Below are 24751 nucleotides of genomic sequence, written 5' to 3'. Positions count from 1 at the left end.
TAGAGTTATTGGCGCATACTGATTGCAATGCGATTCAACCCGTTCATTAGAGATATTGCCATCGTCATATCCGAGATTTGTTGATCGGAGAACTCGCTTTTGAGTTTTTGGTAGTTAACATCACTGGTGCTGGTGGCTGAAATATGGGTTAGCGACTCTGCCCACTCTAATGCTAAGCGCTCTTGAGTTGAGTAAAGCGAGCTTACCTGCCAGCCAGACAGTGAATCGATTTTGGCATCACTTTCGCCATGTTTTCGCAGAGATTTGCCATGCATTTCCAGACAAAATGAGCATCCGTTAATTTGGGAAACTCTCATGTATAAAAGTTCAATGAGCTCTACACTGAGGCTGCTACTTTCTAGGGTATTTTTAATTGTTTTGAAGCCAGAAAATGCTTCAGAAGAAAGTGTGTAGTAGGGAAGGCGCAGGTCGCTCATAAAATTAATTCTCCGAAAATAGGATAAAGATTTAGTGTCAATAATATCAATTACTTATCGTTTGTGTAGTGATCGTACCTGTATGTAAATACAGTGTCAATGTGTTGTGAGTAGTAGCAATGTGGAATGAATTTGTTAGTGAATCCTCCCTTGCTATTTTCGTTGCAGCGAGTACTTTGTCATGTAATACAAACAGTATTTTCATGTATTGAGGGACCCCTCGATTGCGATTCACCTTATTCAAGTGCAAGGAACTTCACGTGCCAATGAGCTTTATTGACGGATCAACGCTGTATCGTCAGCATTACTTTTCACTACCACTTAGCTATTCAAAACAGGATTCAGAGCATCTCCAAGTCTTCGCTCGTGAGTTAGTCGATGTTAATAAAGATCAGCAAGACCTGCCTTGGTTGGTGTATTTTCAGGGTGGCCCAGGCTTTCAGTCGCCGCGTGCCAGCGGTGAGTCTGGGTGGTTGAAACGAGCTCTGCAAGAATATCGAGTATTACTGTTGGACCAACGTGGGACTGGTAACAGCTCAGCCGTGAACCAAGAATCTTTGGCTCATCTATCGCCAGAAGAGCAGGCAGAGTATTTAACTCACTTTCGCGCCGACAACATTGTGCGCGATGCGGAAGCGATTCGTGTCCAATTAGGAATAGAAAAGTGGACAACTTTGGGGCAGAGTTTTGGCGGTTTTTGTACGCTAACTTATTTATCTCTATTTCCAGAAAGCTTGTTACGCTGCTATGTCACGGGGGGCATTCCTTCTATTGCACGTCACGCAGATGATGTGTATCAGGCGACTTATCAGCGTGTGACTGATAAGAACCAAACATTTTTCGCTCAATTCCCTCAAGCGCAACAATTGTGCGGTGATATTGCACGATTCTTATCGGAAAATGACGTAACGCTACCAAATGGACAAAGATTTTCGGTAGAGCAATTCCAACTTATCGGGATTAATTTAGGCAGAGGCAATGCCAATCTTCCGCTTTATTATTTGCTAGAAAGCGCGTTTGTTGAAGTGAACGGCACTAAGCAGTTGAGCTATGCCTTTTTGAATCAGATGCAGCAAGAGCAAAGTTATCTGACTAATCCTATTTATGCGATTTTGCATGAGTCGATCTACTGCCAAGGGGATGCTTCTAAGTGGTCGGCGCATAGAGTGAGACAGCAATATCCTAGGTTCAACTATCAAGCGGGACAAGCATTTTGGTTTACGGGTGAAATGGTGTATCCGTGGATGTTTGACGAGTTAGATACCTTGAAATCTCTTCGCGCAGCGGCGCATCTTTTGGCCGAAAAATCAGATTGGGGCGAACTCTACAACGCAGACGTGCTTAGCCGAAATACGGTGCCAGTTGCGTGCGCCGTGTATGCCGACGATATGTATGTCGAATTTGATTACAGCCGCGAGACTCTGGCTAAAATCCCGATGTCGAAGGCATGGATCACCAATGAATACGAACACAATGGTATTGGCGTTGATGGTGAGAATATTCTCGATCGTTTGATCGCGATGGCGGATGCATTGGATAACCTGCCCAAATAGCTTTGCTTAAGTCAATCTCGATTGGAGTCTTAGCATTGAAATAAAAAACGCTGCGTTGGCAGCGTTTTTTATTTTTACAACTATTCGTTGAGCGAACCTGTTTAGCTTGCAACTACCGATTGCTCTTCCGGTTGGAAATGATAAATAGCAATCGAACGTGAAGCGATAAGCGCGGTTTGTTTTGCAGCTTTGACCTCTAGATCGTAACAGGCAGTATTGCAAATCATTTGCCAGTTTTGCTGATTATCTTGTGGCAGTATAAAACGAGTCGGTGAGTTGGTTTGGTTGATGCAATAGAAAAGCTCAGGGCCTTCTTTGTGTTCACCTATGGCGATGTGCAGCGCTACTGAGTCAAGTTGATTCCAATCTTCTTGCTCAACAATATGGCCATTACATCGTCGCCAAAACACTCGGTTATGATTACGTTTCTCGCCGCAAAAAGCGCGAATGATGGGCGCCATATATTTTTGCCTTGCCTCCAGCATGCCAGATAACCACAGCTTAAACTGCTGTTTGGTGGTGTCTAATTGCCAGTCTAACCAGCTTAGTTCATTATCTTGGCAGTAGGCGTTGTTGTTGCCATTTTGACTATGGGAAAGTACATCAGCCATTAAGATGTGCGGGATACCAAATGCAAAAAGTAAACTCGCCATAAAGTTACGCTTTTGTTTTTCCCTTATTGCGATAATGCTCGGGCTGTTAGTTTCCCCTTCGACACCGTAATTCTCTGAGCGATTGTCTCCGTGCCCATCGCGATTGCCTTCTCCGTTGGCTTCGTTATGCTTGTTTTTGTAACAGACTAAATCTTGCATAGTGAAACCGTCGTGATAGGTAATGTAGTTGACGGTCAATTTATAAGGCCAGGTGGAAGCACTGTATAGATCGCGCGACCCCATAATACGGGTGGTAAAATCTTTCAGAAAACCATGATCGCCGCGCCAGAAGCTGCGAGTCGTATCTCTTAATCGGTCGTTACATTCGTTCCAACCAACGGGGAAATTGCCAACTTGGTAACCGTTCGGGCCAATATCCCAAGGTTCTGCGATGAGTTTCACTTCTCTTAATACTGGATCTTGGGCAACGGCTTTGAAAAAGGCGGAATCAGGTTCGAATTGTTCGACATTTCGACCCAATGTCGCAGCAAGATCAAAACGGAATCCATCGATTTGGAATTCGTTTACCCAATACCTCAGCGTATCCATCACCAGATTGAGTGTCGGTTGATAGGTGAGATCAAGTGTATTGCCACAGCCAGTAAAGTTGACAAACTCTTCGCCTTGCATGAGGTAATAGCGTTCATCGAGTGCTTTCAGGTTAAATACAGGGCCTGAATCTCCACCTTCTGCACTGTGGTTGTAAACGACATCAAGAATCACTTCAATGCCGTTTTGATGCAGAGTCCGAATTGCGGTTTTGAGCTCATTGACGGCGTCTTTGTATGCGTACCTTGGGTCTGGGGTCATAAAGAGATAGGGGTTGTAGCCCCAATAGTTGACCTTATCCATGTTGAGCAAGTGTGGTTCGTGCATACAGGCGGCAATTGGTAGCAGTTGTAAGGCATTGATGTTTTGCTCGCGATAAAAGGCGAGCATGGCATCGCTAGCAAGGCCTAAATATCGACCTCTGTGCTGCCTATCTATTTTAAGATTTTGTTGCGTCAGCCCTTTCACATGAGTTTCAAACAATACGAGTTCTTCTCTTGGAATGTTGGGCTTAGTGATATCTTGCCAATCAAATTGAGCATCGATAACCACAGACTTTGCTAGCTTAAAACTTTGTGCACTGGTAAATGGAGGCTGGTAGATGAGAGATTTATCGAGCGCTTTCGCACACGGATCCGAGACAAGATGCTTGTGTCCATCAAGCTCAACAATATAACCGTATTTCTGTCCTGCTTTAACGCCTTCCACGTAGGTATGTTGAATTCCATTATCAACGCCTTTGAGGATGTAGGTTTGGTATTTATCCCCATCACCATCGAAAAGAGCTAACTGAACATGTTTATTGGGAGAGTGTATGGAAAAATTACAACCGTTATTATCTAATGTCGCCCCTAACGGATAAGGGCGTGAATGCCATTTCGTCATTATCTATTGGTTTATTTTTGATCACGAACCATTAGTAAAAAACTTTCTGAATTTAAGGTCAAGAGCCAAATGAGGTAAAAGTTGGTATAAATTCATCTAAGCCATCTATTTGATGGATAAAGATTTGCTCTGATCTTGAGGATCGAGGCCACAGGTACATCAATTGAGTGAGTGGCCCCAAGTTTGTTCGTCGCTTTGGGAATCTAGTACGGCGCTAGGGTGAGCACCCGTTAAAACAGGCAGTATTTTGAAAAATCTAAAGTTTCATTGCCGGTCCAGTCGCCTTTAGGCTTATCTTTCATATTGTTGCACCAGCTTTTACTGCCAACGGCATTATCAAAAACACAGTATTTTGCGTAATTGACCGCATCTTGTGCTGTCCAGTCTGCTTTTGCTGTACTTTCCATCGATTTACACCAAGATTTGGTGCCAACGCTATCTGAGCAAGCGGCCAAGCTGGCTGCTGCGATAAGGATCAACGCCCATTTTTTCATGTCTAACCCAATATTCCATTTAAATACAATAAACTATACCTGACTTTCCTCTTAGCTTGTCAAAAATACACCAATTGTTTCGCAGATTGACCGATCTGCGCATGATCTCACTTTTATTGATATTTTAGATTGAAGCGATGATCGATCTCACAGATCCCTAATCCTCAAATTGCAGGCTTTATAATTATCATTAGGATTCCATCGAAACGTTTCGATTGTTGTTCGAACTATCGATGAAAACAAATTCATATAAGTATCAAATTAATATATTGAGTCTTTTCATATTTATGTGACGGAATTGCTCTGACCATACGAGCTGTAATAGAGGTGATAAATGAAAAAGGGCATGCTTATCCACTCGGATTTATCCCTTCTTGTGGCGACACTCGGCCATATGGATCAAGTGACCATTTGTGATGCTGGCCTACCGATCCCGGAATCGGTGCAGCGTATCGACCTTGCGCTAACTCATGGCATGCCTGCTTTTATCGATACGGTGCAAGTGATGTTGGCTGAGTGCCAAATTCAAGCCGTGACGCTTGCTGAGGAATTCCAGACGGTGAGTCCGGATCATCACCGCGCGCTACTTGATGCGCTTGAGCATGAGCAGCGAGCAACGGGCAAGACCATTGACATCAGTTACGTTAGCCATGAATTGTTCAAGCAGCAGACTCATCAAAGCCGCGCTGTGATTCGCACTGGCGAATGTACACCTTACGCCAACATCATTTTTCATTCTGGCGTCGTGTTTTAACGTCATTGCGAGTCATGCAAGAGGAACAGAATATGACGAAAGCCATTTTACAACTCGACTCAATAGAAAAGGCGTTTCCAGGGGTGAAGGCATTGGACAAGGCGAGCCTTAATGTTTACCCCGGTAGAGTCATGGCCTTAATGGGCGAGAACGGTGCTGGAAAATCAACCTTGATGAAAATTCTGACGGGCATTTACTCACTAGATTCTGGGCGAGTTGAATATCAGGGGAAAACCGCGTGCTTTGAAGGGCCAAGGGACTCTCAGCAGGCTGGCATCAGTATCATCCACCAAGAATTGAACCTAATCCCTGAGCTTAGCATTGCAGAAAATATATTCCTTGGTCGTGAAATTACCACTAAGTTTGGCCGTATTTGTTGGAAAACGATGCACGGTGAGGCGGACAAACTGCTTAAGCGCCTTAACGTAAAACACAGTTCAAAAATGTTGCTTGGTGAGCTTAGCTTAGGTGAGCAACAAATGGTTGAAATTGCGAAAGCTCTGTCATTTGAATCAAAAGTTATCGTGATGGATGAGCCCACTGACGCGTTGACCGACACGGAAACGGCATCTCTATTTCAGGTAATCAATGAGCTGCGCAGCCAAGGTTGTGGTGTGGTGTATATATCGCACCGCTTAAAAGAAATCTTTGAAATCTGTGATGATGTTACCGTACTTCGCGACGGTAAATTTATCGCTGAGCGTAGTGTACAAGACATCAATGAAGATCAGCTTATTGAGCTGATGGTTGGCCGAAAATTGGAAGACCAATACCCACGTATCAAACGCCAACATGATCAAACTTCCCTTGAAGTGAGCGGACTGACTGGAGCAGGCGTTACTGATGTTAGTTTTGAGCTACATCAAGGTGAAATTCTGGGTATCTCTGGTTTGATGGGGGCAGGGCGTACTGAACTGATGAAAGTCATCTACGGCGCACTAGAAAAACAAAGCGGCGTAGTGAAGCTCGATGGACAAGTGATTAACCCGAAAACGCCTCAAGAAGGTCTGCAAAAGGGCATCGCGTATATTTCAGAAGATCGCAAAGGCGATGGGCTGATACTTGGTTTGTCGGTGAAAGAAAATATGGCGTTGTGCGCGTTAGACAGCTTGAGTAAAGGTTGGCAAATCAAACACGCCGATGAAGCCATGGCTGTCGAAGATTTTATTCGCCTCTTCAATATTAAAACGCCATCGCGCGACCAAATAATTGGCAATTTATCGGGTGGTAACCAGCAGAAAGTGGCCATTGCTAAAGGCCTCATGACTCGACCTAAAGTTCTGATCTTAGATGAGCCAACCCGAGGCGTCGATGTCGGCGCGAAGAAAGAAATTTATCAATTAATTAACCAGTTTAAAGCCGAAGGCATGAGTATCATTCTCGTGTCGTCAGAGATGCCTGAAGTGCTTGGCATGAGTGACAGGATCCTCGTGATGCATGAAGGCAGATTAACTGGACAGTTTTTAGCAGAAGATGCCAACCAAGAACAAATCTTGGCTTGCGCAGTCGGTAAAACATTGAGTGAGGAAGCCGTATGAGCAGCAAAGCCATGACTACTAGCCCCAACCCGAAAAAACGTACGTATTTCACTAAAGATTGGTTCATCGAACAAAAGTCGTTAATCGCGCTGTTGGTACTAGTTTTTATCGTTTCTTTATTAAGTCCAAATTTTTTCACCGTTGAAAACATCTCCAATATTTTCCGTCAAACTTCAGTGAACGCGATTATTGCGGTTGGTATGACGTTGGTCATTTTGACTGCGGGTATCGATTTGAGTGTTGGGTCAGTACTGGCGCTGAGCGGTGCGGTTGCTGCAACCTTGATTAGCCTTCAAATACCAGTGATTATCGCAGTGCCTGCGACTTTGCTAGTTGGAGCAGCCCTCGGTGCAATGAGCGGTGTGATTATTGCCAAAGGCCGAGTGCAAGCGTTCATCGCGACCTTAGTGACCATGACTTTATTACGTGGTGTCACCATGGTGTTTACCGATGGCCGACCAATTTCAACTGGTTTTACTGATGTCGCAGACCAATTTTCATGGTTTGGGACAGGTTATGCCTTGGGTATTCCGGTTCCCGTTTGGCTGATGGCGCTGACGTTTGCTGGTGCTTGGTATCTTCTTAACCACACTCGTTTTGGTCGTTATGTGTATGCGCTTGGCGGCAATGAATCGGCGACTCGTTTATCGGGTATCAATGTCGACCGCGTGAAAATAGGTGTTTATGCCCTGTGTGGATTGCTGGCTGCGTTGGCAAGCCTGATTGTGACTTCCCGACTATCTTCTGCGCAACCAACGGCAGGCACAGGTTATGAGCTTGATGCTATTGCCGCTGTTGTATTAGGCGGAACCAGTCTCATGGGAGGAAAAGGACGCATCATGGGGACCTTGGTGGGTGCTTTAATTATTGGCTTCCTTAACAACGCGCTGAATCTGCTTGATGTTTCATCCTATTACCAAATGATCGCCAAAGCGGGTGTCATCCTGCTGGCGGTATTAGTCGACAAACAAAGTAAACAATAAACCTATCTTAGCTAGGGGAACCCCTAGCCAAAACACAGGAAACAATACCATGAAAAAACTGGTCACTTTATTCTCTACTGCCGTCCTTGCTTCGACTTTATCGGTGTCAGCATGGGCGCAAGATAGCATTGCCATTGTTCTTTCTACTCTAAATAATCCGTTCTTTGTGAGCATGAAAGATGGCGCGCAGAAAAAGGCGAAAGAGTTGGGCTATAACCTAATCGTGCTTGATTCGCAAAACGATCCAAGCAAAGAGCTCTCGAACGTTGAAGATCTCACCGTGCGCGGCGTGAAAGCGATTTTAATCAACCCAACGGATTCTCAAGCAGTATCGAATGCGATTCGTTTGGCTAATCGCGCTAATATTCCTGTGTTAACGCTGGATCGTGGCGCAAGTCGAGGCAAAGTTGTTAGCCATATTGCATCTGATAACGTTGCTGGCGGCGAGATGGCGGGCAATTACATCTTGAAGCAAGTGGGTCCTTCGGCAAAAGTAATTCAGTTGGAAGGCATTGCAGGTACATCAGCAGCGCGTGAACGCGGCAAAGGCTTTATGAATGTGGTGAAGAGCAGTAAGATGGATCTTTTGGCTAGTCAACCGGCTGATTTTGACCGTGCAAAGGGCTTAAACGTAATGGAAAACCTCATGGCTGCTCATCCAAACGTTCAAGCGGTATTTGCACAGAATGACGAAATGGCATTGGGCGCATTACGCGCAGTTCAAGCGTCTGGTAAAAAAGTCTTGATTGTCGGTTTTGATGGTACACAAGACGGTATCTCAGCGGTGAAACGTGGCAAACTAGGTGCAACTATTGCTCAGCAACCTGAGCTTATCGGTGAACTTGGCGTAGAAACCGCAGACAAAGTGCTCAAAGGCGAGAAAGTCGCTCAGTTTATTCCAGTGCCTTTGAAGCTAGTGACCAAATAAATGTATTGAAGCCTTCTCTTGGGGAAGGCTTTTCCGAGTTCGATCCCTTTTTCTCACCCTTTGACCGATTGAGAACGAAATATGAATAATTTAGTGGTGTTGGGCAGTGTCAACGCTGATCATGTCCTGCAAGTTCCCTCTTTTCCTCGTCCGGGAGAAACATTGCACGGATATAGCTACCAGGTTATCCCAGGTGGAAAAGGTGCAAACCAAGCCGTAGCGGCTGCGCGTCTAAAAGCGGCTGTTGGCTTTATTGCTTGTGTGGGCGATGACGCTTTTGGCACTAATATTCGTCATGACTTTCAAACGGATGGTATGAACATCGATGCGGTTCAAGTTGTCGAAAATTGTCCAACAGGGATCGCGATGATTCAAGTAGCCGACAGTGGAGAAAACAGCATTTGCATCTCAGCAGAGGCGAACGGTAAGTTGGATAGCACCATGCTCAAACCTCACCTACATATGATTGCGGGCGCCCGCTATTTGCTTACTCAATTAGAAACGCCGCTTGATGGGATTGAACTTGCCCTCAAAGAAGCCAAGAAACATGATACTAAGGTCATTCTTAACCCAGCTCCTGCTCGCGAGCTAAGTGATGCTCTCTTGAATTGCGTCGATATCATTACTCCGAATGAAACGGAAGCTGAAGTACTGACGGGAATCGCCGTTAGTGACGACGAATCAGCGCAGCGCGCCGCTGATGCGTTGCACGCCAAAGGTATTGCCACTGTGCTAATTACACTGGGTGCTAAGGGCGTCTGGTTAAGTGAGCGGGGTCGAGGCCAATTGGTGGCAGGATTTAAAGTCGATGTGATAGATACTACTGCTGCGGGTGATACGTTTAACGGTGCGCTGGTTACAGGCTTGCTTGAAGATCGCTCATTAGAATCGGCCATCAAGTTTGCGCATGCTGCTGCCGCTATTTCAGTGACACGCTTTGGCGCGCAAACGTCCATTCCCACTCGGGATGAAGTGGATGCTTTTCTCAATCGCTAAGCTTTCAGTTCTAATTTTTTAACTATCGATTGCTAAGCGCTGATTGTTAAGCATTGATTGTTAAGTACGGATTTTTAAGCCCTCAACCCAACAAATAGTTATCTACTACAAGTAGCTAACTCGATAAGTGAATAAATAAGGCCGATTATGCCAACGATGAAAGATATAGCTCGGCTCGCTGGAGTGTCGACATCTACGGTCAGCCATGTGATTAACAAAAGTCGCTATGTGAGTGATGAAATCGCAGAGCGGGTAAATAAGGCGGCAAAAGATCTGAACTATGCCCCTTCAGCGTTGGCTCGCAGCCTGAAAATGAATCGCACCAAAACCATTGGTATGCTGGTGACTAACTCAACCAATCCATTTTTTGGCGAAGTGGTTAAAGGGGTTGAACGGAGTTGTTATCATCAAGGCTATAACCTGATTTTATGTAACACAGAAGGCGACTCGCAGCGGATGCAAACGTCGATTGATACTTTGTTGCAAAAACGGGTCGATGGTTTGCTATTAATGTGCTCGACCGTAGAAGGTGAGCATATTGAAGGTTTTGATCGCAATCCAGAGCTTCCTGTTGTCGTGATGGATTGGGGGCCGATGCTCTTTAGTAGCGATAAAATTCAAGATAACTCGTTTCAGGGTGGTTATATCGCGACTAAGCACCTCATTGAACAAGGCCATACAGACATTGGCTGTATTACCGGCCCGCTATTGAAGCATCAAGCCTCGACGCGATTTGAAGGGTACCAAAAAGCGATGAATGAAGCATCGCTCCCGATTCGTTCTAAATGGATTGCCGAAGGAGACTTTGAATGCGAGGGAGGTTTTGATGCCTTTAATTGGATGGTCGCTCAAGGTCCGCTGCCGAGCGCAATTTTTGTTTCTAACGATATGATGGCAATGGGGGTAATCAACGCTGCCAACAAACTTGGTATATCAATTCCCGACGATCTATCTCTAATCGGATACGATGACATTCATATTGCGAAATACATGACACCGGCCCTGACTACCATTCACCAACCTAAATATCGCCTAGGTAAAGCTGCCGTCGAAACCCTGCTCGATAAGTTAGAGAAAAAGACCACTGAAAACCAACTGGTGCAACTTGAACCATCGTTAGTGGTGCGAGAGAGTGTTAAGAAGCGCTGAAGTGAGTGTGCGCTCCTTTACCGAGGAGCAGTATGATCGCCAGCTCAATAACTTGGTGCTATTACCGGATTATTTACAGGGTCAAAGTAGCCAGCGATACCTTTCTCTAATGCCCAGCCAATAATTTCTCAACTTCTCCTGGTTTATCATGCTCGCCAAATTTATCCACAATGGTACGAGTTGATTGATTCATCCCTATAAGATCGACTTGTATTCCTTCATGGCGAAATTTCACCACGACCTTATCCAAAGCAGAGACCGAAGTGAGATCCCAAAAATGAGCGGATGATAAGTCTATCGTTACCGATTTTATTACTTCTTTGAAATCAAACGACTTAATAAACTTATCTGATGAGGCAAATAATACTTGTCCGACAACGGTATATTGGCGAATTCCCTCTTCTGTGGTGTGGCATTTTATTACCATTAATTTGCTGGTTTTATGGGTGAAAAACAATGAAGCGAGTAGTACACCGACAAGTACACCAATGGCTAAGTTATGCGTTGCCACCACAATAATAACCATAGTTAACATGACAATATTACTAGAAAGTGGGTGTTTCCTTAGATCGGTTATGGAACCCCATGAAAAGGTTCCGATAGCGACCATTATCATTACTGCGACCAGCGCCGCCATGGGGATTTGTTTTAGCCACGGTCCAAGAAAAACCACCATAATCAACAGAAATACGCCTGCAGATAAGGTAGACAAGCGCCCACGTCCTCCAGACTTCATATTGATCATGGTTTGGCCGATCATTGCACACCCCGCCATACCGCCTAAACAACCGGTCAATATATTCGCAATACCTTGGCCTTTGCATTCTTGATTTTTGTCACTATCAGTGTCGGTTAAATCATCCACAATAGTCGCCGTCATCATCGATTCTAATAGACCCACCATCGACAGCCCTATGGCATACGGGAATATTATCAGTAAGGTTTCAAAATTTAACGGAACATTTGGCCATAGAAAAACCGGTAAGGTGTCAGGTAAGTTACCCATATCGCCGACGGTACGTACATCAATACCAAGCCATACAGTCACCATAGTTAAGACGATAATGCACACCAATGGTGAAGGGATGGTATTACCAACAATAGGTAAATAGGGGAATAGATAAATAATTCCAAGGCCTGCTCCAGTCATCGCATAGACAGGCCAGGTTACATTGGTTAGCTCAGGCAGCTGAGCCATAAAAATTAAAATGGCTAATGCGTTTACAAAACCCGTGACGACTGAACGCGATACGAAGCGCATCAAGTTTCCAAGTTTTAGGTGGCCTGCGATAAATTGCAATATACCGGTGAGTATCGTTACTGCAAGCAAGTATTCTAGCCCATGTTCTTTAACTAACGTCACCATCAACAGTGCCATAGCACCGGTGGCAGCGGAGACCATACCAGAGCGCGCTCCCGTAAAAGCAATCACGACGGAAATACTGAATGAAGCGTATAACCCAACCTTAGGGTCAACGCCGGCGATGATAGAAAAGGCGATCGCTTCTGGGATTAAAGCTAAGGCAACGACGATACCCGCGATCAGGTCGCCACGGATGTTAGACATCCAATCATATTTGAAATTTTTTAACATTGAATTCTCAATTTTACACGGCAAACCACACCAGGAATAAACTAGGGGTGTGAGGCAGTGCTTCAAAGGTAAAATTTTGGCGCGGAAATATAGCCTAATAATGGCAGATAATTAACAAGCGCAAAGGGAAAGCAGCATACTAAGGGAGAGTATTGTGCTTTGATTAGCAGTGAGAGCTAAGGGGGAGTGGAGCGTTTATGGCGGCGTAATTAGCACTGAGCTTATTTTCCTCTTTGGTGTATGGAGGCTCGATTATACGCCAGTGCTTTTATAAATAAAATGGCTACTTAATAAGGTTGACCAATTTATATTCTCTATTAAAGCATTTTTGATTTAAGAATCGCGAAGTTATCGACTTAACAATTGTATTGAAAATATGGTCTAAGAGAGCGGTTCGAGGTAGAAATGCGCTGATTATGAATAGACGAAGCTTATCTAGTGAGGTTTGTTCATTCGACAGCACCCTAACTCTGTGCCCCGGAACAAGCCATGATTTACCTATGTCAGTGACGTGTTATCGAACAGTGTAATCCCTTTATTGCAGAATAATACTTTTCGGTCTCGCCAAACACTCCACATTCTGAGCATTTTTAAATTCTAGCAACTGCCTTTGCGTAAAAAGCCTGCAAACACTTTCTGAGTTGCGATTTTCAGCTATCTTTAACTCTAGAGCTCTATTATTATGTCTTTCGTCATGCTTTGCCTTTAAGGTGTTGTTTTTTATAGTCACTGCCTCGGTGCTAAGGAATTTTTATGAATGTCCGCATACTTCTATTAATTGGGTGTATGGTACTGTCTGGATGTGTGACAACAGTTGTTGATCCTGGTGCCCCGGTTCAGGAAAGAACGGTGCATTCGGTGTTTGAATTGCATCGAACCAGCCTAAGAGTGCCCAGCACAGCAACAATTGCAATCAATCAGCATGCTCAATATTTGAAAAGTCGTTTTATTGATAGCCCTGTCGCGGCGTTTGAGATCCCATCCGATCAGGGTGTTATGAGTATCAAGATCTCCAGCACGATTAAAGACAGTGTTTTTTACCCTTCAGCCGTCATTATGGATGCCCAAGGCAGTATTTTGACCACATTTAATGGTCAACAATTTCATTATCAGGCAGCAAAATTTGGGCTAGCCAGTCGTTTGGTTGCCAAGAAAACGTTTCGCCCCCCATTTGGACAGGGTGTACTGTATTTGCTGATTTATACGAAAACCACAGATGTAGAACGCTCTTCTCGGGTGGTAAATCCGGCCTATTGGCAGGCGAAGGTTAGCGGTGCACCGTTACCTGAGAAACAATACATTCAAGTGCCTCACGCAACGCAGGGCATTATTACTGTCAATCTTGAGGACGCTATGAGCGGTGGTGGCTTTGCTACTGGTAATGACGGTTCGGGGTTGAGTTTGCATGATGTCAGTGGTGCCTCTTCACCTCACTTTGCATCACCAGCCTATAACTATCAGAAAGCGATAGAAAAAGCGGTTGCTGAAAACGATATTGGTAAAGCGTTGGAGTTAGTGAAGCAGGCTCAAGCTCAAGGTATTCCGGGAATGCGAGAAGTGTTTGCCAACGCCATGAATGTGCGGTAGCCGACGCTCCTATTACTTAATTGAATGCTGACACGTATTAAAAGCCGTCTTCTGACGGTTGTATTTTTTGTTGGTGTTCTATCCGTGTTCATTTGAAACAAGCGGGAAACTATCCACACCAAATAGAGAGGAGGTTTTGTTATAACTCATATACACAATATGGCGTGGTTGTCATTAATGCTCAACGAGCTGCTAAAAGGGGCCGTTGTCATTATTAAGGCTTTGTTGTCGTTCGTAGTAGGCTTGGTTTATTTAGGGCATTTAGGTTGGCTTATACTGGGTAGCGTGTTTGCAGCGTTCAGCGTATGGCATTTGTATCGGCGTAAGGGAAATCAGGAGGTTTACTCGGAGCGGCATATCGAATATCGAAGCCAAGCGCAGCGAGTTTACAAGAAGATCCGTAAGATCGCTCCTAGCCGCGTCATCGCCTACGTTAGAAAAATGAGCCCTTATGCGTTTGAAGAGTTGGTGCTAATAGCGTTTGAAAAGCAGGGCTACAAGGTCAAACGTAATCAAACCTATAGCCATGATGGCGGGATTGACGGGCAGGTTAAGATTCGTCGGCAATGGTATTTGATTCAGTCGAAACGGTACTCTCAATATATTAATGCTAATCATGTCAAAGAGTTCGATGATTTATGTCGTCAGCGCCGCACCAAAGGCTATTTTATTCATACTGGGCGGACAGGTTCTCTCTCTAAAACCTATACAAATAATACGGTCATCATTAGTGGAGATAGGTTACTGAGCCTATTGAGGGTGATTGAGCAAGACTAGACGCTTGCTGTGGAATTAAAAAAGCTGAGCAGATGCTCAGCTTTTTGGATCTTGCGCTACAGCGAGTACAATAATGTAATACATTAACCGTACTAACCTAGGGCTTTCCCCTAAGGATTAGAAGCCTTGAATATTGCCGGCTTCAAGCTCAGTGAAATATTTGACTGTTTTCACTTTGAGTTCTTGAGTTGACGGTTCATCACAGACGATCATCGCCTTTGGATGCAGTTGTAACGCAGACACTGTCCATAAGTGGTTAACACAACCTTCTACAGCCGCTTCTAGCGCGAGTGCTTTGTTGTGGCCTGTCACTAAGATCATGATTTCTTTCGCATCAAGTAGGGTGCCGACACCGATAGTTAACGCATATTTTGGTACTTGGTTGATGTCGTTGTCGAAGAAGCGAGAATTGGCAATGCGAGTGTCTTCAGTCAATGTCTTAATACGTGTGCGGGAAGACAAAGAAGAAGCAGGTTCATTGAACGCGATATGACCATCGTTGCCAACACCACCCATAAATAGCTGAATTTGGCCGTATGACTTGATTTTGTCTTCGTAGCGTTGACACTCTACTTCATTGTCGGCGGCGTTACCGTCGAGCAAGTTAATATTTTCGTTTAGGATATCGATATGGTTAAAGAAATTTGTATACATGAAAGTGCGGTACGACTCTGAATGATCCGCGGGAATACCAATGTACTCATCCATATTGAAGGTCACGACATGCTTAAAGCTGACTTTACCTGCTTGGTGCATTTCGATGAGAGCTTTATAGGTCGCTAATGGAGTACCGCCGGTCGGTAGACCAAGTACAAATGGGCGTTCTGCTGATGGGTTGAAGTCATTAATGCGTTTTGCAATGTGAGCGGCGGACCACTTGCCCACTTGGGCGGCCGTTTGCAATGGGATCAGTCTCATGTAAGCCTCTATCTCAGATCTACGTTAGTATGAAAATGTTATTTTGCATTATAAATTAAGCGTGCGATCTTTGCCATGATTTTACAGATAAAGGCTTAAGTTAGGCTCCATAGGGTTGTTCATAGAGAAAAAGCCACCAGATTCTTGGTGGCTTTTTTTATTCAATAAAATTTCAACTTTTGGCGTAACATATTGATAATATGAGCTAAGAAATAGAAAAAGGCTGTTTATCAGCCTTCGCCCGATATTCTGGTTGAGCGCCGCTGAGGGAGAAAAAACGTTTTCGACCTTTCGCTAGTTGGATGTATTTCAGCCAAACTCGTTCGAGTTTTGATTTTGCTTTAGTCGGTTGCGATAGCACCTTGATGAAATGTTTTTCATCCGCGTTCTCTGGCGAGAGATCTCCACTTTCTAAAGCGGACATAGTGTCCCCATACAATGTGAGTAGCTCTTCTTCTGCCAGTGTAAACTCACCAGATTTGGCGAACCCTCTTGGGAACTTAACGTTGTCGTAAAAACGTTTTTTTCCATATCGGAATGCAATCTCAGACATAGCTACCTCGTAATCCTTGACGTTGTAAATAGAGAAATTCAGTGACTAAGCACTATCTTCGTCCCCATTATGCGAGTTAGTTTTTCAAATTTGTTACGAAAGTGGCGGCTTGGTTTGATTTTGTGAGCTGTTCATTAGTTGTTAATGCAACGTATGGCGTATTTCAGTAGTTCGTGATTCTTAGGTCAAGGAGAATGGGGAATTCAGTGATAAGAGATCGTTACACTCAGTGAGGAGAGTTCATTTTTATCGTTGGTAAAGAAAAAAGAGGGCGACAGCCAATGTGCTCAGCTGTCGCCCTCTTTCGATGTTGATTATAAGCTCATGAGGCTTTCTATTGATTCCTCAAGAGTTAGGTCGCGATAGGTTTTAATGTGTTGGCCATCAGCCACATCAAGAATGACGCTGCTAATGTTGTTTGAAGGTTGCGCCTCTATGACGCCAAGCGATTGTTCTACCGTGCTGCATCTCACAGTCTGCTTGTTATTAAACTCGATAGTGCATGTGTATAGGACCATAGCCAGTATCCTTTTTTATTATTAATGACGTTGTATTTTAAAATTTAGTAAAAGTTGTGAATTGTTGGCAAGAATTATTTTACAACATTTGCACATTTTAGACATATAACTAAATGAGCTCAAGATGCTTATCTAAGATAGAGAGACAAGAGTATGGCTATTTTGGGAGGGTGAGGATGTAGCGGTCTAGCTGCCTTTTGTTATCAGCAGTGCGATCAGCCTTACCAATATTTTGCTAAATATTTTCTGGTTTTGGGCGATAAGGTGAGTAGAAAGAAAATGTTGGGCTACTGTTCGAAGATGGCCCACGGGGTGGAAGGAAGAGCTGAAGTAGGAGTCATAAGGATATGGAGATAGGTTATTTCTCAAAGGCAGTTGGCGTAGTTTTATCTTCTGTATTGCTTCAAGGTTGTTTACAAGACCAACTGGAGCGTTGGATCGATCGTGATACGTATGATTTCAATGGCATTTATCAAAGTAGCGCGGAGGGGAGCTTTTTGAGTTTTGAAGATGGCGTTATGCGTTATGTTACCCCGCTTGCCCAAATGACGAAGAATTTCAAAGTGAAGGAAGGGCGAGTACATATTATTTTGCGTAATTCTCCTCGTGAGCAGAGAGATGATTTAGTGATGAGTATTCATGGTACAGGGGAAGTGTTGACGTGTGTTACTTGCCCAAAATATAAAATGGCCAACATGTGGCACCGCAGGGCAGATCCTCAGAGTTGATTACTATCTCATTTAATTATTTCATCGAGTGAATTCGTAACTTGAGTGAATTTTTATTAGTGCCCCCTACGGCATTAGCGCCCCCTACGACCTCAAAGTCGCAGGGGGCGTTAGAGTCTTAGTCTTTCTTCAGGTTCATTTCCAACCTTTCTTCTTTTTCGCCTGCATGTGGGTCGTTGAAGCGATCTAAGTTTAGAGCACCTTCAGATTTCGCCACTATGGTCGAGACCACGCTGTCACCAGTAATGTTAACGGCTGTACGAATCATATCCAGTAAGCGGTCGACACCCATGATAAGCGCAATCCCTTCTAGCGGGAGGCCAACTTGGTTTAGCACCATAGCCAACATAACTAGGCCAACACCCGGAACGCCAGCTGTGCCGATAGAGGCCAAGGTTGCGGTTAAGATAACTGTTATGTAATCGCCTAGTGACAAGTCGATATTAAACGCTTGAGCGATAAATACCGTGGCAACGCCTTGCATGATAGCCGTACCATCCATGTTGATAGTCGCTCCTAGAGGAACGGTGAACGACGCAATTTTGTTATCAACACCGATACGGTTTTTAACGGTTTCCATCGTTACTGGGATGGTTGCGTTCGAAGACGCCGTTGAAAATGCGAACATCACTGCATCTTCCATTTTTTTGAAGAAGGTGAGTGGGTTTAGTCCAGTAAAGCCTTTTAGCATGAGTCCGTAAGTGACAAAGCCGTGCAGCAGCAAGGTGCCCGCGAGTACGGCAAAGTAGGCGGCTAGGTTTAAAATTGCGTCTAGACCTAGTCCGGTGAAGAGTTTCGCCATCAAACAGAATACGCCGTAAGGAGCAATGTTCATTAAGATGGCAACCAACTTCATGATGACTTCGTTAAGGTCGTTAAACACGGCAGCAATACGGTCTCCCGCTTTGCCCGCAAGGCTGATGGCTATACCAAATAAGACCGCGAACACAATTACTTGAAGCGTTTTCCCTTCCGCCATCGCATTGATAGGGTTGGTTGGGAACATGTTGATGATCACTTGCCCCAAGGATGGCGCGTTAGCACTGCTAAAGGTAGACACTGCTGTGAGGTCGGCCCCCGCACCAGGCTGGAAAATGGTGCCCATGGTGAGCGCTAACGTAATGGCGATTGCTGTAGTGGCAATATAAAAGGCAAGTGTTTTACCCCCCATGCGGCCTAAGGTTGCAATATCTTTTAGGGAGCTGGTACCGCAAACAAGGGAAACAAACACCAGTGGCACTACAAGCATTTTTAAGCTGGCAATGAAAATTTTCCCGCCGACTTCCAGTAGCCCATGCACTATGTAGTTATCTACAAAGCTGTTGTCTGCGAAGATTGTGCGAATGACAAATCCAGTCAAAATACCGGCTAACATACCGAGTATCACTCGGCCAGTTAAGGACATCGGCTTTTTGGTATTCATATTGAACATTCCTTTTATTGTCCACGTAACAGTGATTAAAAATGAAGATGGAGGTTAACAGCTGATCACTTGGTAATTAAATAAAAGTGAAAAATGTTAACTATAAGTGTGACTTTTATCACCAATTTGAGTCGGAATTCGGCCTTTTGTGTATGCTTTTTCTGTTTATTTATATCACTAGCAAATTCCTTTCGTGTTTTTTAACGCTATTATTACCCTAGAGCAAAGAAAAGATCTCCATGCATTGATCTTTTCTATGTGTTGGGGTTCAGCATTTTTCTGATCCAAGTAATAGCTTCAGCTTCGTTAGTGAAATACTTGGTTGTGACCTTGTTGTTAATGATCTCGCTGTAGCCGTCGATGATCATACTTTGCAGTTGATTGTTGGGGATCACGGCTTGATAAGTGAGTTTGTTCTGAGCAAATAAGTGAGCTGATTGGTTGAAGTATTCCATTACATCTGGGGTACAAAGCCCCCATTCTCGGTAGTCAGCGACGCTGCCCCAAGGCTCTCCCGAGAAATGTTCTTGAGCAGCAGCAAGACAATCTTCGACGCATTGGTGGGCAGTTTGAATATTCCATTGGTCCATAAACTTCAGAATCATTATGTTTTCATCTAAATACTGGGTCCCAATCTGGTAGCGCCCATGCGGATTATTTTGCATATCTGTTCATTGAGTCGATTTGAGAACTGTTTTTAGTATAGAAGAGCTTATTGAGTGCGCCGGAATTTGCGGAGATCAAACGAAAACAGCGCGTACCGGTGAGCTACCTAGGTGGAGGCGCGTGCTATCTGTCTTTACGCAACTTACTTTACTCAATTCACTTTGGATTTGGTGTGGAAATGGTGCTGAACAACCAGTAAGACGGGCAGGACGACAGCTGCGGTAGAGGCGATGTCGAGCAAGGTGTGGTAGCCCTGATAAAGCATGAGTGCTAAATAGGCAAAACATGAGCTGATAGCCAACCATTTTGCAGCTTTACCATGTGTACTCAGGTAGCAAATGAAGACGAGTACCAAAGCGGTATGAGTGCTGTAGTCTAAGTGGTAGCTAGGCCAAATCGAAAAGTATTTATCTAAGAAGTATACAAAGTAGACGAATACAATATTTGATATGAGTTCTCTGAGTTGCGATAAGAAAGGGCTACCAGTATTTGAGGTGATACTTTTTCGTAACAATACCGCGCTTATCAAAGCTAATGCGGGTATATAGGTATCAGCGATGACATCGAGTTGTTCATACGTCATTAGGTGTGAGTCCTTCCCAGCCTTGGGTTTGTGCTAATGCTCTGAGTGTGTCGATATCTTGCGATGTTTGTTCATGTAACCAACTGACGATTTCATCTGCCATCGCGGTTTTGTTGTGCTGGCAACAAAAATATTGCCACGCGCTATATTGGATCTTAGCGGCCGTAGGACAAAGGAGAAAGCCTCGTTGCAATTCAGGCAAGACCAGTAACAAATCCGTGACCGTAGCCCCTTGCCCAGATAGACATGCGCTTAGAGCCAAATCCAAAGTGTAGAATGTGGTGTTGCGTACCACTTGGTTGTTCTTCAACCCTTGTCCTGATAACCAAGCCGTCCAATCGTAGTGGTCGAGCGTCGAATGTAGTCTAGGTAAGTTGAGAATGGAGTTAATCTCAATAGCTGGTGACGCTGCGTGTGAACATACAGGAGCCATATATTCTTCACGTAGAAAAGTCATGTGAGCTTGGTGAGTGTAGTGATCGCGCTTACGTGTATTGAAAATCAAAAGATCATAGTCAGAGTCTTTAATACTCGACTCATCATCAAGTGAAGGGATGATGACGATTTCATGTTCGGGGTAGCGTTCGTGTAAGTCTTGCAACTTGGGTAATAAGCAGCGTGTTGTAAAACTTAGGCTCGCTTTGATGACGAATCGTTTCTTGTGGGTGCTCTGCCAAGTATCGAATGTATCATGCAACGATTGATAATGCTTGGATAGCATAAACAGTAACTCTTGCCCTTTTTGCGTAAGCTCAATTTCTCGATGCTTTCGTATTACTAAAACGCTATCTAATTCTTGCTCTAGTTGTTTGACTTGGCGGCTGACGGCACTTTGTGTCACATTGAGCTCATTGGCTGCGAGACTAAAACTTAAAAGCCGTGCAACAGATTCGAATACGCGTAACCCGTTGTGAGAATGTGGCAGTTTGAGGTAAGGGTACATTATTTATTCACATGAGTTATTTGCATACCAAGATGGCATAAAAGTTAATTGAACGCTAGATAGAAAAGCCTTACTTTTGCATAATTATTTATGAGGCGTGTATGAAAAAACTTTTCTCTTTGGCTGTGCCACTTATTATTTCTCAACTGATCTCGGTCGCTTTAGTGCTCACTGATGTGTGGATGATGTCTCGAATGAGTGTGTCTGCATTAGCGGCTGGTGGCTTAGGTGCTTCGGTGTATTCTTTTATTTTTATTGTTCTCAGTAGCATCGTGGGGTGTGTGGCTAATTTGATCGCTATCGCCCATGGTCAAAGTGCAAGCAAGCCTCGATTTGCTGAAAAGCAAATCCGCCTGTTAATCAAAGGGGCGGTTTTACTTTCGTGTATTTTGACGGCATTGATTTCTATCGGTTTTGTGTTTATCCCGCAGCTATTGATACTTGCGAAGCAGCCACCAGCCGTCGTTGATCAAGCAATGCAATATGCAAACGCGATGAAATGGGCGTTGCTACCTTCTTTATTGATGCTGGTGCTACGAGGGCTGACAAGTGCGTTTGGCAATGTTCGTTCTATTATGGTGATGTCACTGCTGACTGTGGTACTCAATGTTCCACTTAGCTACACCTTGGCTTTCCCCCTGAATATGGGGTTGGCTGGCTTGGGAATTGGCTCAGCACTATCCGCGATGATTGTGATGCTTGGGTATGGATATTGGGTGTTCCAGCGCAATGAATTTTATCATTTTTCACCGTGGAAACAGCTGGAGGAATACTCATGGCGTTTGGTATTGCCTTTGCTGTCATTGGGTTTGCCCATTGCACTTGCCGCGCTTTTGGAAAATGGATTGATTTATGGTGGAACTTTGCTTGCTGGCACTATCGGTGTGGCAGCTCTAGCACTTCATCAGATCCTATTACAATGCCTTGCCTTTACGTGGAATATTAACTTTGGCTTTGCGCAATCTGCGGCTATTTTAGTCGGCAAAGATTTTGGTGCAGATGACCTTGAAGGTATTAAATCAACCAGCGTAAAAAGCTTTGCCTTTGTGACACTTCTCAGTGCTGGGCTCTCTGTCGTTTTCATCGGCTGGCCGGTCTTAATAGAGAAACTATTTGGCATTGAAGATCCGAGCTCTATGCTTGCGCAGATGTTTGCCTCCGTGATTTGGGTGGTGGCATTGTGCTTTGTCGTGGATGCTTGGCAGCTCTTGGCGATCAACTTGCTGCGAGGAATGAAAATAGTCAATCTTCCGACTGTGGTGACGGCAGTTGGTTATTGGGTGGTTGGGCTACCTTCTGCTTGGTTTATGATGGATCGTTATGGTTTGGCGGGCATTTGGGGAGGGATTGGTATCGGTTTGGCGGTGACTGGAGTATTACTGCTAGCGCAGCTCATTTTTACTCTCTCTCGGCGTCCCCCTAGAGCTGCTTTTACTCCTGTCGAAGGGTAAATCGTGGTTCAGTAGCCTTATATAATGCCGCAAGTAACCCTGCTTGCCTTTGACAACACCGACTCGTGAGCTAAATTTTATGCAGTTCATATTAGGTTATAAAATTAAAACTCGGTGACATTGGAGGTTACTATGAAGGGACTTGTGTCCACGGCGTGTTTGTGCGCGTTAATGTTGATTTCTTATCCGGCGGTATCGGCGACTCAGATTATTCACCCGATACCAAGAGAGGGTTCAGAGCTCGACCAATATGCTATTGAATTAATTAAATTCTTAGCTAAGAAGTCGGGTAAGGATGTAGAAGTGGTCTCATACACCCGCACCGTTGGTTCTCAGTCTAGAAAAGTAAAATTGCTGACGGAAGGTAAAATGACGGTAGACTGGCTCGGCGCGGATAAGACGCTGGAAAGTCAGCTCACGCCTATCCGATATCCAGTATTTCGTGGTTTGCTAGGCCACCGTATCTTCATCACTAACAAGACTGTCGAGAGCAAGTTAGGTGCCGTGAAAAACGTTGACGATCTTAAGAGTTTTACCATGATTCAAGGGGAAGGCTGGGCTGACGTTGGCGTGCTAAAGTCGGCAGGGTTTAAAGTTAAAGAAGTCCCAAATTTCGACAACATATTCAAGATTGTTAACCACGGAAGAGCCGACTTGTTTCCCCGTGCGGTCATAGAACCGTACAGCGAATTAGCTGAGCGGAAAAAATACAGCAATTTGTTGGTTGATAACAAGCTTATGCTGGTTTATCGCTTTCCAATGTTTTTGTTTGTGTCACCGACACCAGAGAATAAGGCCGTGGTCGATATCTTGAATCAAGGTTTTGAAAAGGCCTATCAAGACGGCTCCTTCATTAAGTTTTTCGAGCAATCTCCGCTAGTGATCAAGACATTTGAGCAAGCCATATTGGAACAGCGTACGGTTATTAACATAGACAACCCCAATCTTAGCCAAGCAACCAAAAATATTGCTGACAAATATTGGCTGAAACTGTAACGGTTCGTTATTGAGTGGTGTTTTAGTTATGCTAAAGCGAGAATCTGAAGTCTTCATTGGGATGGAGATTCGCTCTTTAGATTAGTGAAAATAGCAAAGCTATGCCCTACACTAAATATGCATCAGTATCCCTATTGTTTGATATGTGGCACATGCGAAATCGATTTAGCAGAGTGGACTAGAGCTTTTGTTTGTGCATGTCGCGCACGCGCTATGAAAGGAGACTTCGCATGAGTCAATTGGCATTAATTAACAGATTAAATGAACTTCCTCGGATTAATAAGGTACTCCAAGATCTTCTTGAAATGGTAAATCAAGAAGACGTCGACTTTAATAAACTGGCTAATAAAATCACAATTGATCAAGTGCTAAGTGCTCGGTTACTACGAATGGCCAATTCAGCCTATTTTGGTAGCGGGAAAAATATCTCGTCCAGTAACGAGGCTTTGATTCGAGTGGGTATTGGGCCTGTTAGAACGCTAGTTGTAGCTTCGGTGTTATCGAGTGCTTTTCCTAAAATACCGACATTGGATTTGCATGAGTATTGGGAAAATACATTCGAGGTGTCGGTGATTTCCAGCAAACTAGCCGAAGAGGTTGGCTTGGATAAAAACGAAGCGCTTACAACGGGCGTGCTACACAACATAGGTGAGCTAATGATCCATACGCTTGCCCCCCAGGAAGCAAAGCAAATCGTAGAACAGGTGGCTTCAGGGGTTGACCCGATTATCGCCCAGCAGCAAGTAGTAGAAACGTGCTCTCCAGCGTTGGGCGCTAAGTTAGCACAAAGCTGGAAATTCCCTGAACTTATGGTCAATGCGATTAGCTCTTTTAATGAGCCAGCTAAAGCTGAATTGTCAAAAACGCTCGCGATGATATTACATTTAGCTCGATCTATTCATAGAGACTGGGACGGCTTTGCGTCTGACCAAGAAAAAATGAGCTATTTGGAAGGAAATTATGAGGCCAAGCAACTTGGCGTTGTGCCCGCGTTTTCTGACACCATCAACACTATCCGCGGCGAAGGTAAAGGCATCGCCAGTCAAATGTTCGGTTAAGTTATATATTATAGTCGCAGGCGCTTGTTACTCTAAG

General features: G+C 44.4%; 24 protein-coding genes. 13 read left to right on the top strand and 11 right to left on the bottom strand.

What is annotated here, in order from left to right:
* Positions 1-5: 5 nt before the first annotated feature.
* The gene (locus L4C34_RS14605) at positions 6-437 is read right to left on the bottom strand and encodes a carboxymuconolactone decarboxylase family protein (protein WP_428790085.1); all 432 of its coding nucleotides are present in this window, start codon (positions 435-437) and stop codon (positions 6-8) included.
* A gap of 260 nt (positions 438-697) precedes the next feature.
* Here L4C34_RS14605 and L4C34_RS14600 point away from each other — a divergent pair, with 260 nt between their 5' ends.
* The gene (locus L4C34_RS14600) at positions 698-1990 is read left to right on the top strand and encodes an alpha/beta fold hydrolase (RefSeq protein ID WP_428790084.1); all 1293 of its coding nucleotides are present in this window, start codon (positions 698-700) and stop codon (positions 1988-1990) included.
* A 101-nt stretch (positions 1991-2091) separates the two neighbouring features.
* Here the strand turns inward: L4C34_RS14600 and glgX are convergent, their stop codons facing one another.
* On the bottom strand, positions 2092-4077 hold the full coding sequence (glgX, locus tag L4C34_RS14595; protein ID WP_428790083.1) for a glycogen debranching protein GlgX: 1986 nt from the start codon (positions 4075-4077) through the stop codon (positions 2092-2094).
* Between the two features lie 230 nt (positions 4078-4307).
* Positions 4308-4571 carry a DUF3012 domain-containing protein gene (locus L4C34_RS14590; protein ID WP_428790082.1) on the bottom strand — a complete coding sequence of 88 codons (264 nt, stop codon included), beginning with the start codon at positions 4569-4571 and terminating at the stop codon, positions 4308-4310.
* Positions 4572-4905: 334 nt separating this feature from the next.
* Here L4C34_RS14590 and rbsD point away from each other — a divergent pair, with 334 nt between their 5' ends.
* From rbsD to L4C34_RS14560, 6 genes are all read left to right on the top strand, one after another.
* Positions 4906-5325, top strand: a complete 420-nt coding sequence (gene rbsD, locus L4C34_RS14585; RefSeq protein WP_428790081.1) for a D-ribose pyranase — start codon at positions 4906-4908, stop codon at positions 5323-5325.
* Positions 5326-5357: 32 nt separating this feature from the next.
* Positions 5358-6863, top strand: coding sequence for a ribose ABC transporter ATP-binding protein RbsA (gene rbsA, locus L4C34_RS14580; RefSeq protein WP_428790080.1), 1506 nt, complete (start codon positions 5358-5360; stop codon positions 6861-6863).
* Positions 6860-7846: a ribose ABC transporter permease gene (gene rbsC / locus L4C34_RS14575; protein WP_428790079.1), complete on the top strand. Its 987-nt coding sequence runs from the start codon at positions 6860-6862 to the stop codon at positions 7844-7846. The genes rbsA and rbsC overlap by 4 nt, the downstream gene beginning before the upstream one ends.
* A gap of 49 nt (positions 7847-7895) precedes the next feature.
* A complete protein-coding gene (gene rbsB / locus L4C34_RS14570) occupies positions 7896-8774 on the top strand; it encodes a ribose ABC transporter substrate-binding protein RbsB (protein ID WP_428790078.1) in 879 nt (292 codons plus the stop codon).
* Positions 8775-8855: 81 nt separating this feature from the next.
* Positions 8856-9770: a ribokinase gene (rbsK, locus tag L4C34_RS14565; RefSeq protein ID WP_428790077.1), complete on the top strand. Its 915-nt coding sequence runs from the start codon at positions 8856-8858 to the stop codon at positions 9768-9770.
* A gap of 147 nt (positions 9771-9917) precedes the next feature.
* Positions 9918-10919, top strand: a complete 1002-nt coding sequence (locus tag L4C34_RS14560; RefSeq protein ID WP_428790076.1) for a substrate-binding domain-containing protein — start codon at positions 9918-9920, stop codon at positions 10917-10919.
* A gap of 106 nt (positions 10920-11025) precedes the next feature.
* On the opposite strand, the gene L4C34_RS14555 is transcribed toward L4C34_RS14560, so the two are convergent.
* Positions 11026-12513: a SulP family inorganic anion transporter gene (locus tag L4C34_RS14555; protein WP_428790075.1), complete on the bottom strand. Its 1488-nt coding sequence runs from the start codon at positions 12511-12513 to the stop codon at positions 11026-11028.
* 753 nt (positions 12514-13266) lie between these two features.
* Between L4C34_RS14555 and L4C34_RS14550 the strand changes: the two genes are divergently transcribed.
* Both L4C34_RS14550 and L4C34_RS14545 read left to right on the top strand, forming a co-directional pair.
* Positions 13267-14100, top strand: a complete 834-nt coding sequence (locus tag L4C34_RS14550) for a MalM family protein (protein WP_428790074.1) — start codon at positions 13267-13269, stop codon at positions 14098-14100.
* Between the two features lie 177 nt (positions 14101-14277).
* A complete protein-coding gene (locus tag L4C34_RS14545) occupies positions 14278-14877 on the top strand; it encodes a restriction endonuclease (RefSeq protein ID WP_428790073.1) in 600 nt (199 codons plus the stop codon).
* Between the two features lie 117 nt (positions 14878-14994).
* On the opposite strand, the gene nagB is transcribed toward L4C34_RS14545, so the two are convergent.
* The 3 genes from nagB to L4C34_RS14530 form a co-directional block, all read right to left on the bottom strand.
* Positions 14995-15795, bottom strand: a complete 801-nt coding sequence (gene nagB, locus L4C34_RS14540; RefSeq protein ID WP_428790072.1) for a glucosamine-6-phosphate deaminase — start codon at positions 15793-15795, stop codon at positions 14995-14997.
* 205 nt (positions 15796-16000) lie between these two features.
* Positions 16001-16348: a MaoP family protein gene (locus tag L4C34_RS14535; RefSeq protein ID WP_428790071.1), complete on the bottom strand. Its 348-nt coding sequence runs from the start codon at positions 16346-16348 to the stop codon at positions 16001-16003.
* A gap of 314 nt (positions 16349-16662) precedes the next feature.
* Positions 16663-16866 (bottom strand): hypothetical protein, encoded by a 204-nt coding sequence (locus L4C34_RS14530; protein WP_428790070.1) that lies wholly within the window; start codon positions 16864-16866, stop codon positions 16663-16665.
* A gap of 347 nt (positions 16867-17213) precedes the next feature.
* Between L4C34_RS14530 and L4C34_RS14525 the strand changes: the two genes are divergently transcribed.
* Positions 17214-17594, top strand: a complete 381-nt coding sequence (locus L4C34_RS14525) for a hypothetical protein (RefSeq protein WP_428790069.1) — start codon at positions 17214-17216, stop codon at positions 17592-17594.
* Between the two features lie 118 nt (positions 17595-17712).
* On the opposite strand, the gene L4C34_RS14520 is transcribed toward L4C34_RS14525, so the two are convergent.
* From L4C34_RS14520 to L4C34_RS14505, 4 genes are all read right to left on the bottom strand, one after another.
* Entirely contained in the window at positions 17713-19017 is a 1305-nt protein-coding gene (locus L4C34_RS14520; protein WP_428790068.1) for a dicarboxylate/amino acid:cation symporter, read from the bottom strand.
* A gap of 254 nt (positions 19018-19271) precedes the next feature.
* A complete protein-coding gene (locus tag L4C34_RS14515) occupies positions 19272-19682 on the bottom strand; it encodes a DUF7793 family protein (RefSeq protein WP_428790067.1) in 411 nt (136 codons plus the stop codon).
* A 152-nt stretch (positions 19683-19834) separates the two neighbouring features.
* Positions 19835-20266, bottom strand: a complete 432-nt coding sequence (locus L4C34_RS14510) for a hypothetical protein (protein ID WP_428790066.1) — start codon at positions 20264-20266, stop codon at positions 19835-19837.
* Complete coding sequence (locus L4C34_RS14505; RefSeq protein ID WP_428790065.1) at positions 20256-21209, bottom strand: LysR family transcriptional regulator; 954 nt, start codon at positions 21207-21209, stop codon at positions 20256-20258. The genes L4C34_RS14510 and L4C34_RS14505 overlap by 11 nt, the downstream gene beginning before the upstream one ends.
* 101 nt (positions 21210-21310) lie before the next feature.
* On the opposite strand from L4C34_RS14505, the gene L4C34_RS14500 reads away from it, so the two are divergent.
* The 3 genes from L4C34_RS14500 (at position 21311) to L4C34_RS14490 (ending at position 24714) form a co-directional block, all read left to right on the top strand.
* Positions 21311-22660, top strand: coding sequence for an MATE family efflux transporter (locus L4C34_RS14500; RefSeq protein WP_428790064.1), 1350 nt, complete (start codon positions 21311-21313; stop codon positions 22658-22660).
* Positions 22661-22792: 132 nt separating this feature from the next.
* Positions 22793-23656 (top strand): hypothetical protein, encoded by an 864-nt coding sequence (locus L4C34_RS14495; protein ID WP_428790063.1) that lies wholly within the window; start codon positions 22793-22795, stop codon positions 23654-23656.
* A 230-nt stretch (positions 23657-23886) separates the two neighbouring features.
* Positions 23887-24714 (top strand): HDOD domain-containing protein, encoded by an 828-nt coding sequence (locus L4C34_RS14490; protein ID WP_428790062.1) that lies wholly within the window; start codon positions 23887-23889, stop codon positions 24712-24714.
* Positions 24715-24751 lie beyond the last annotated feature (37 nt).

This window comes from Vibrio profundum (assembly GCF_050337555.1).
GTDB classification, from domain to species: Bacteria; Pseudomonadota; Gammaproteobacteria; order Enterobacterales; family Vibrionaceae; genus Vibrio; species Vibrio profundum.
The sequence above is the reverse complement of the archived record's forward strand: the minus strand, read 5'-3'. Positions and strand labels throughout refer to the sequence as shown.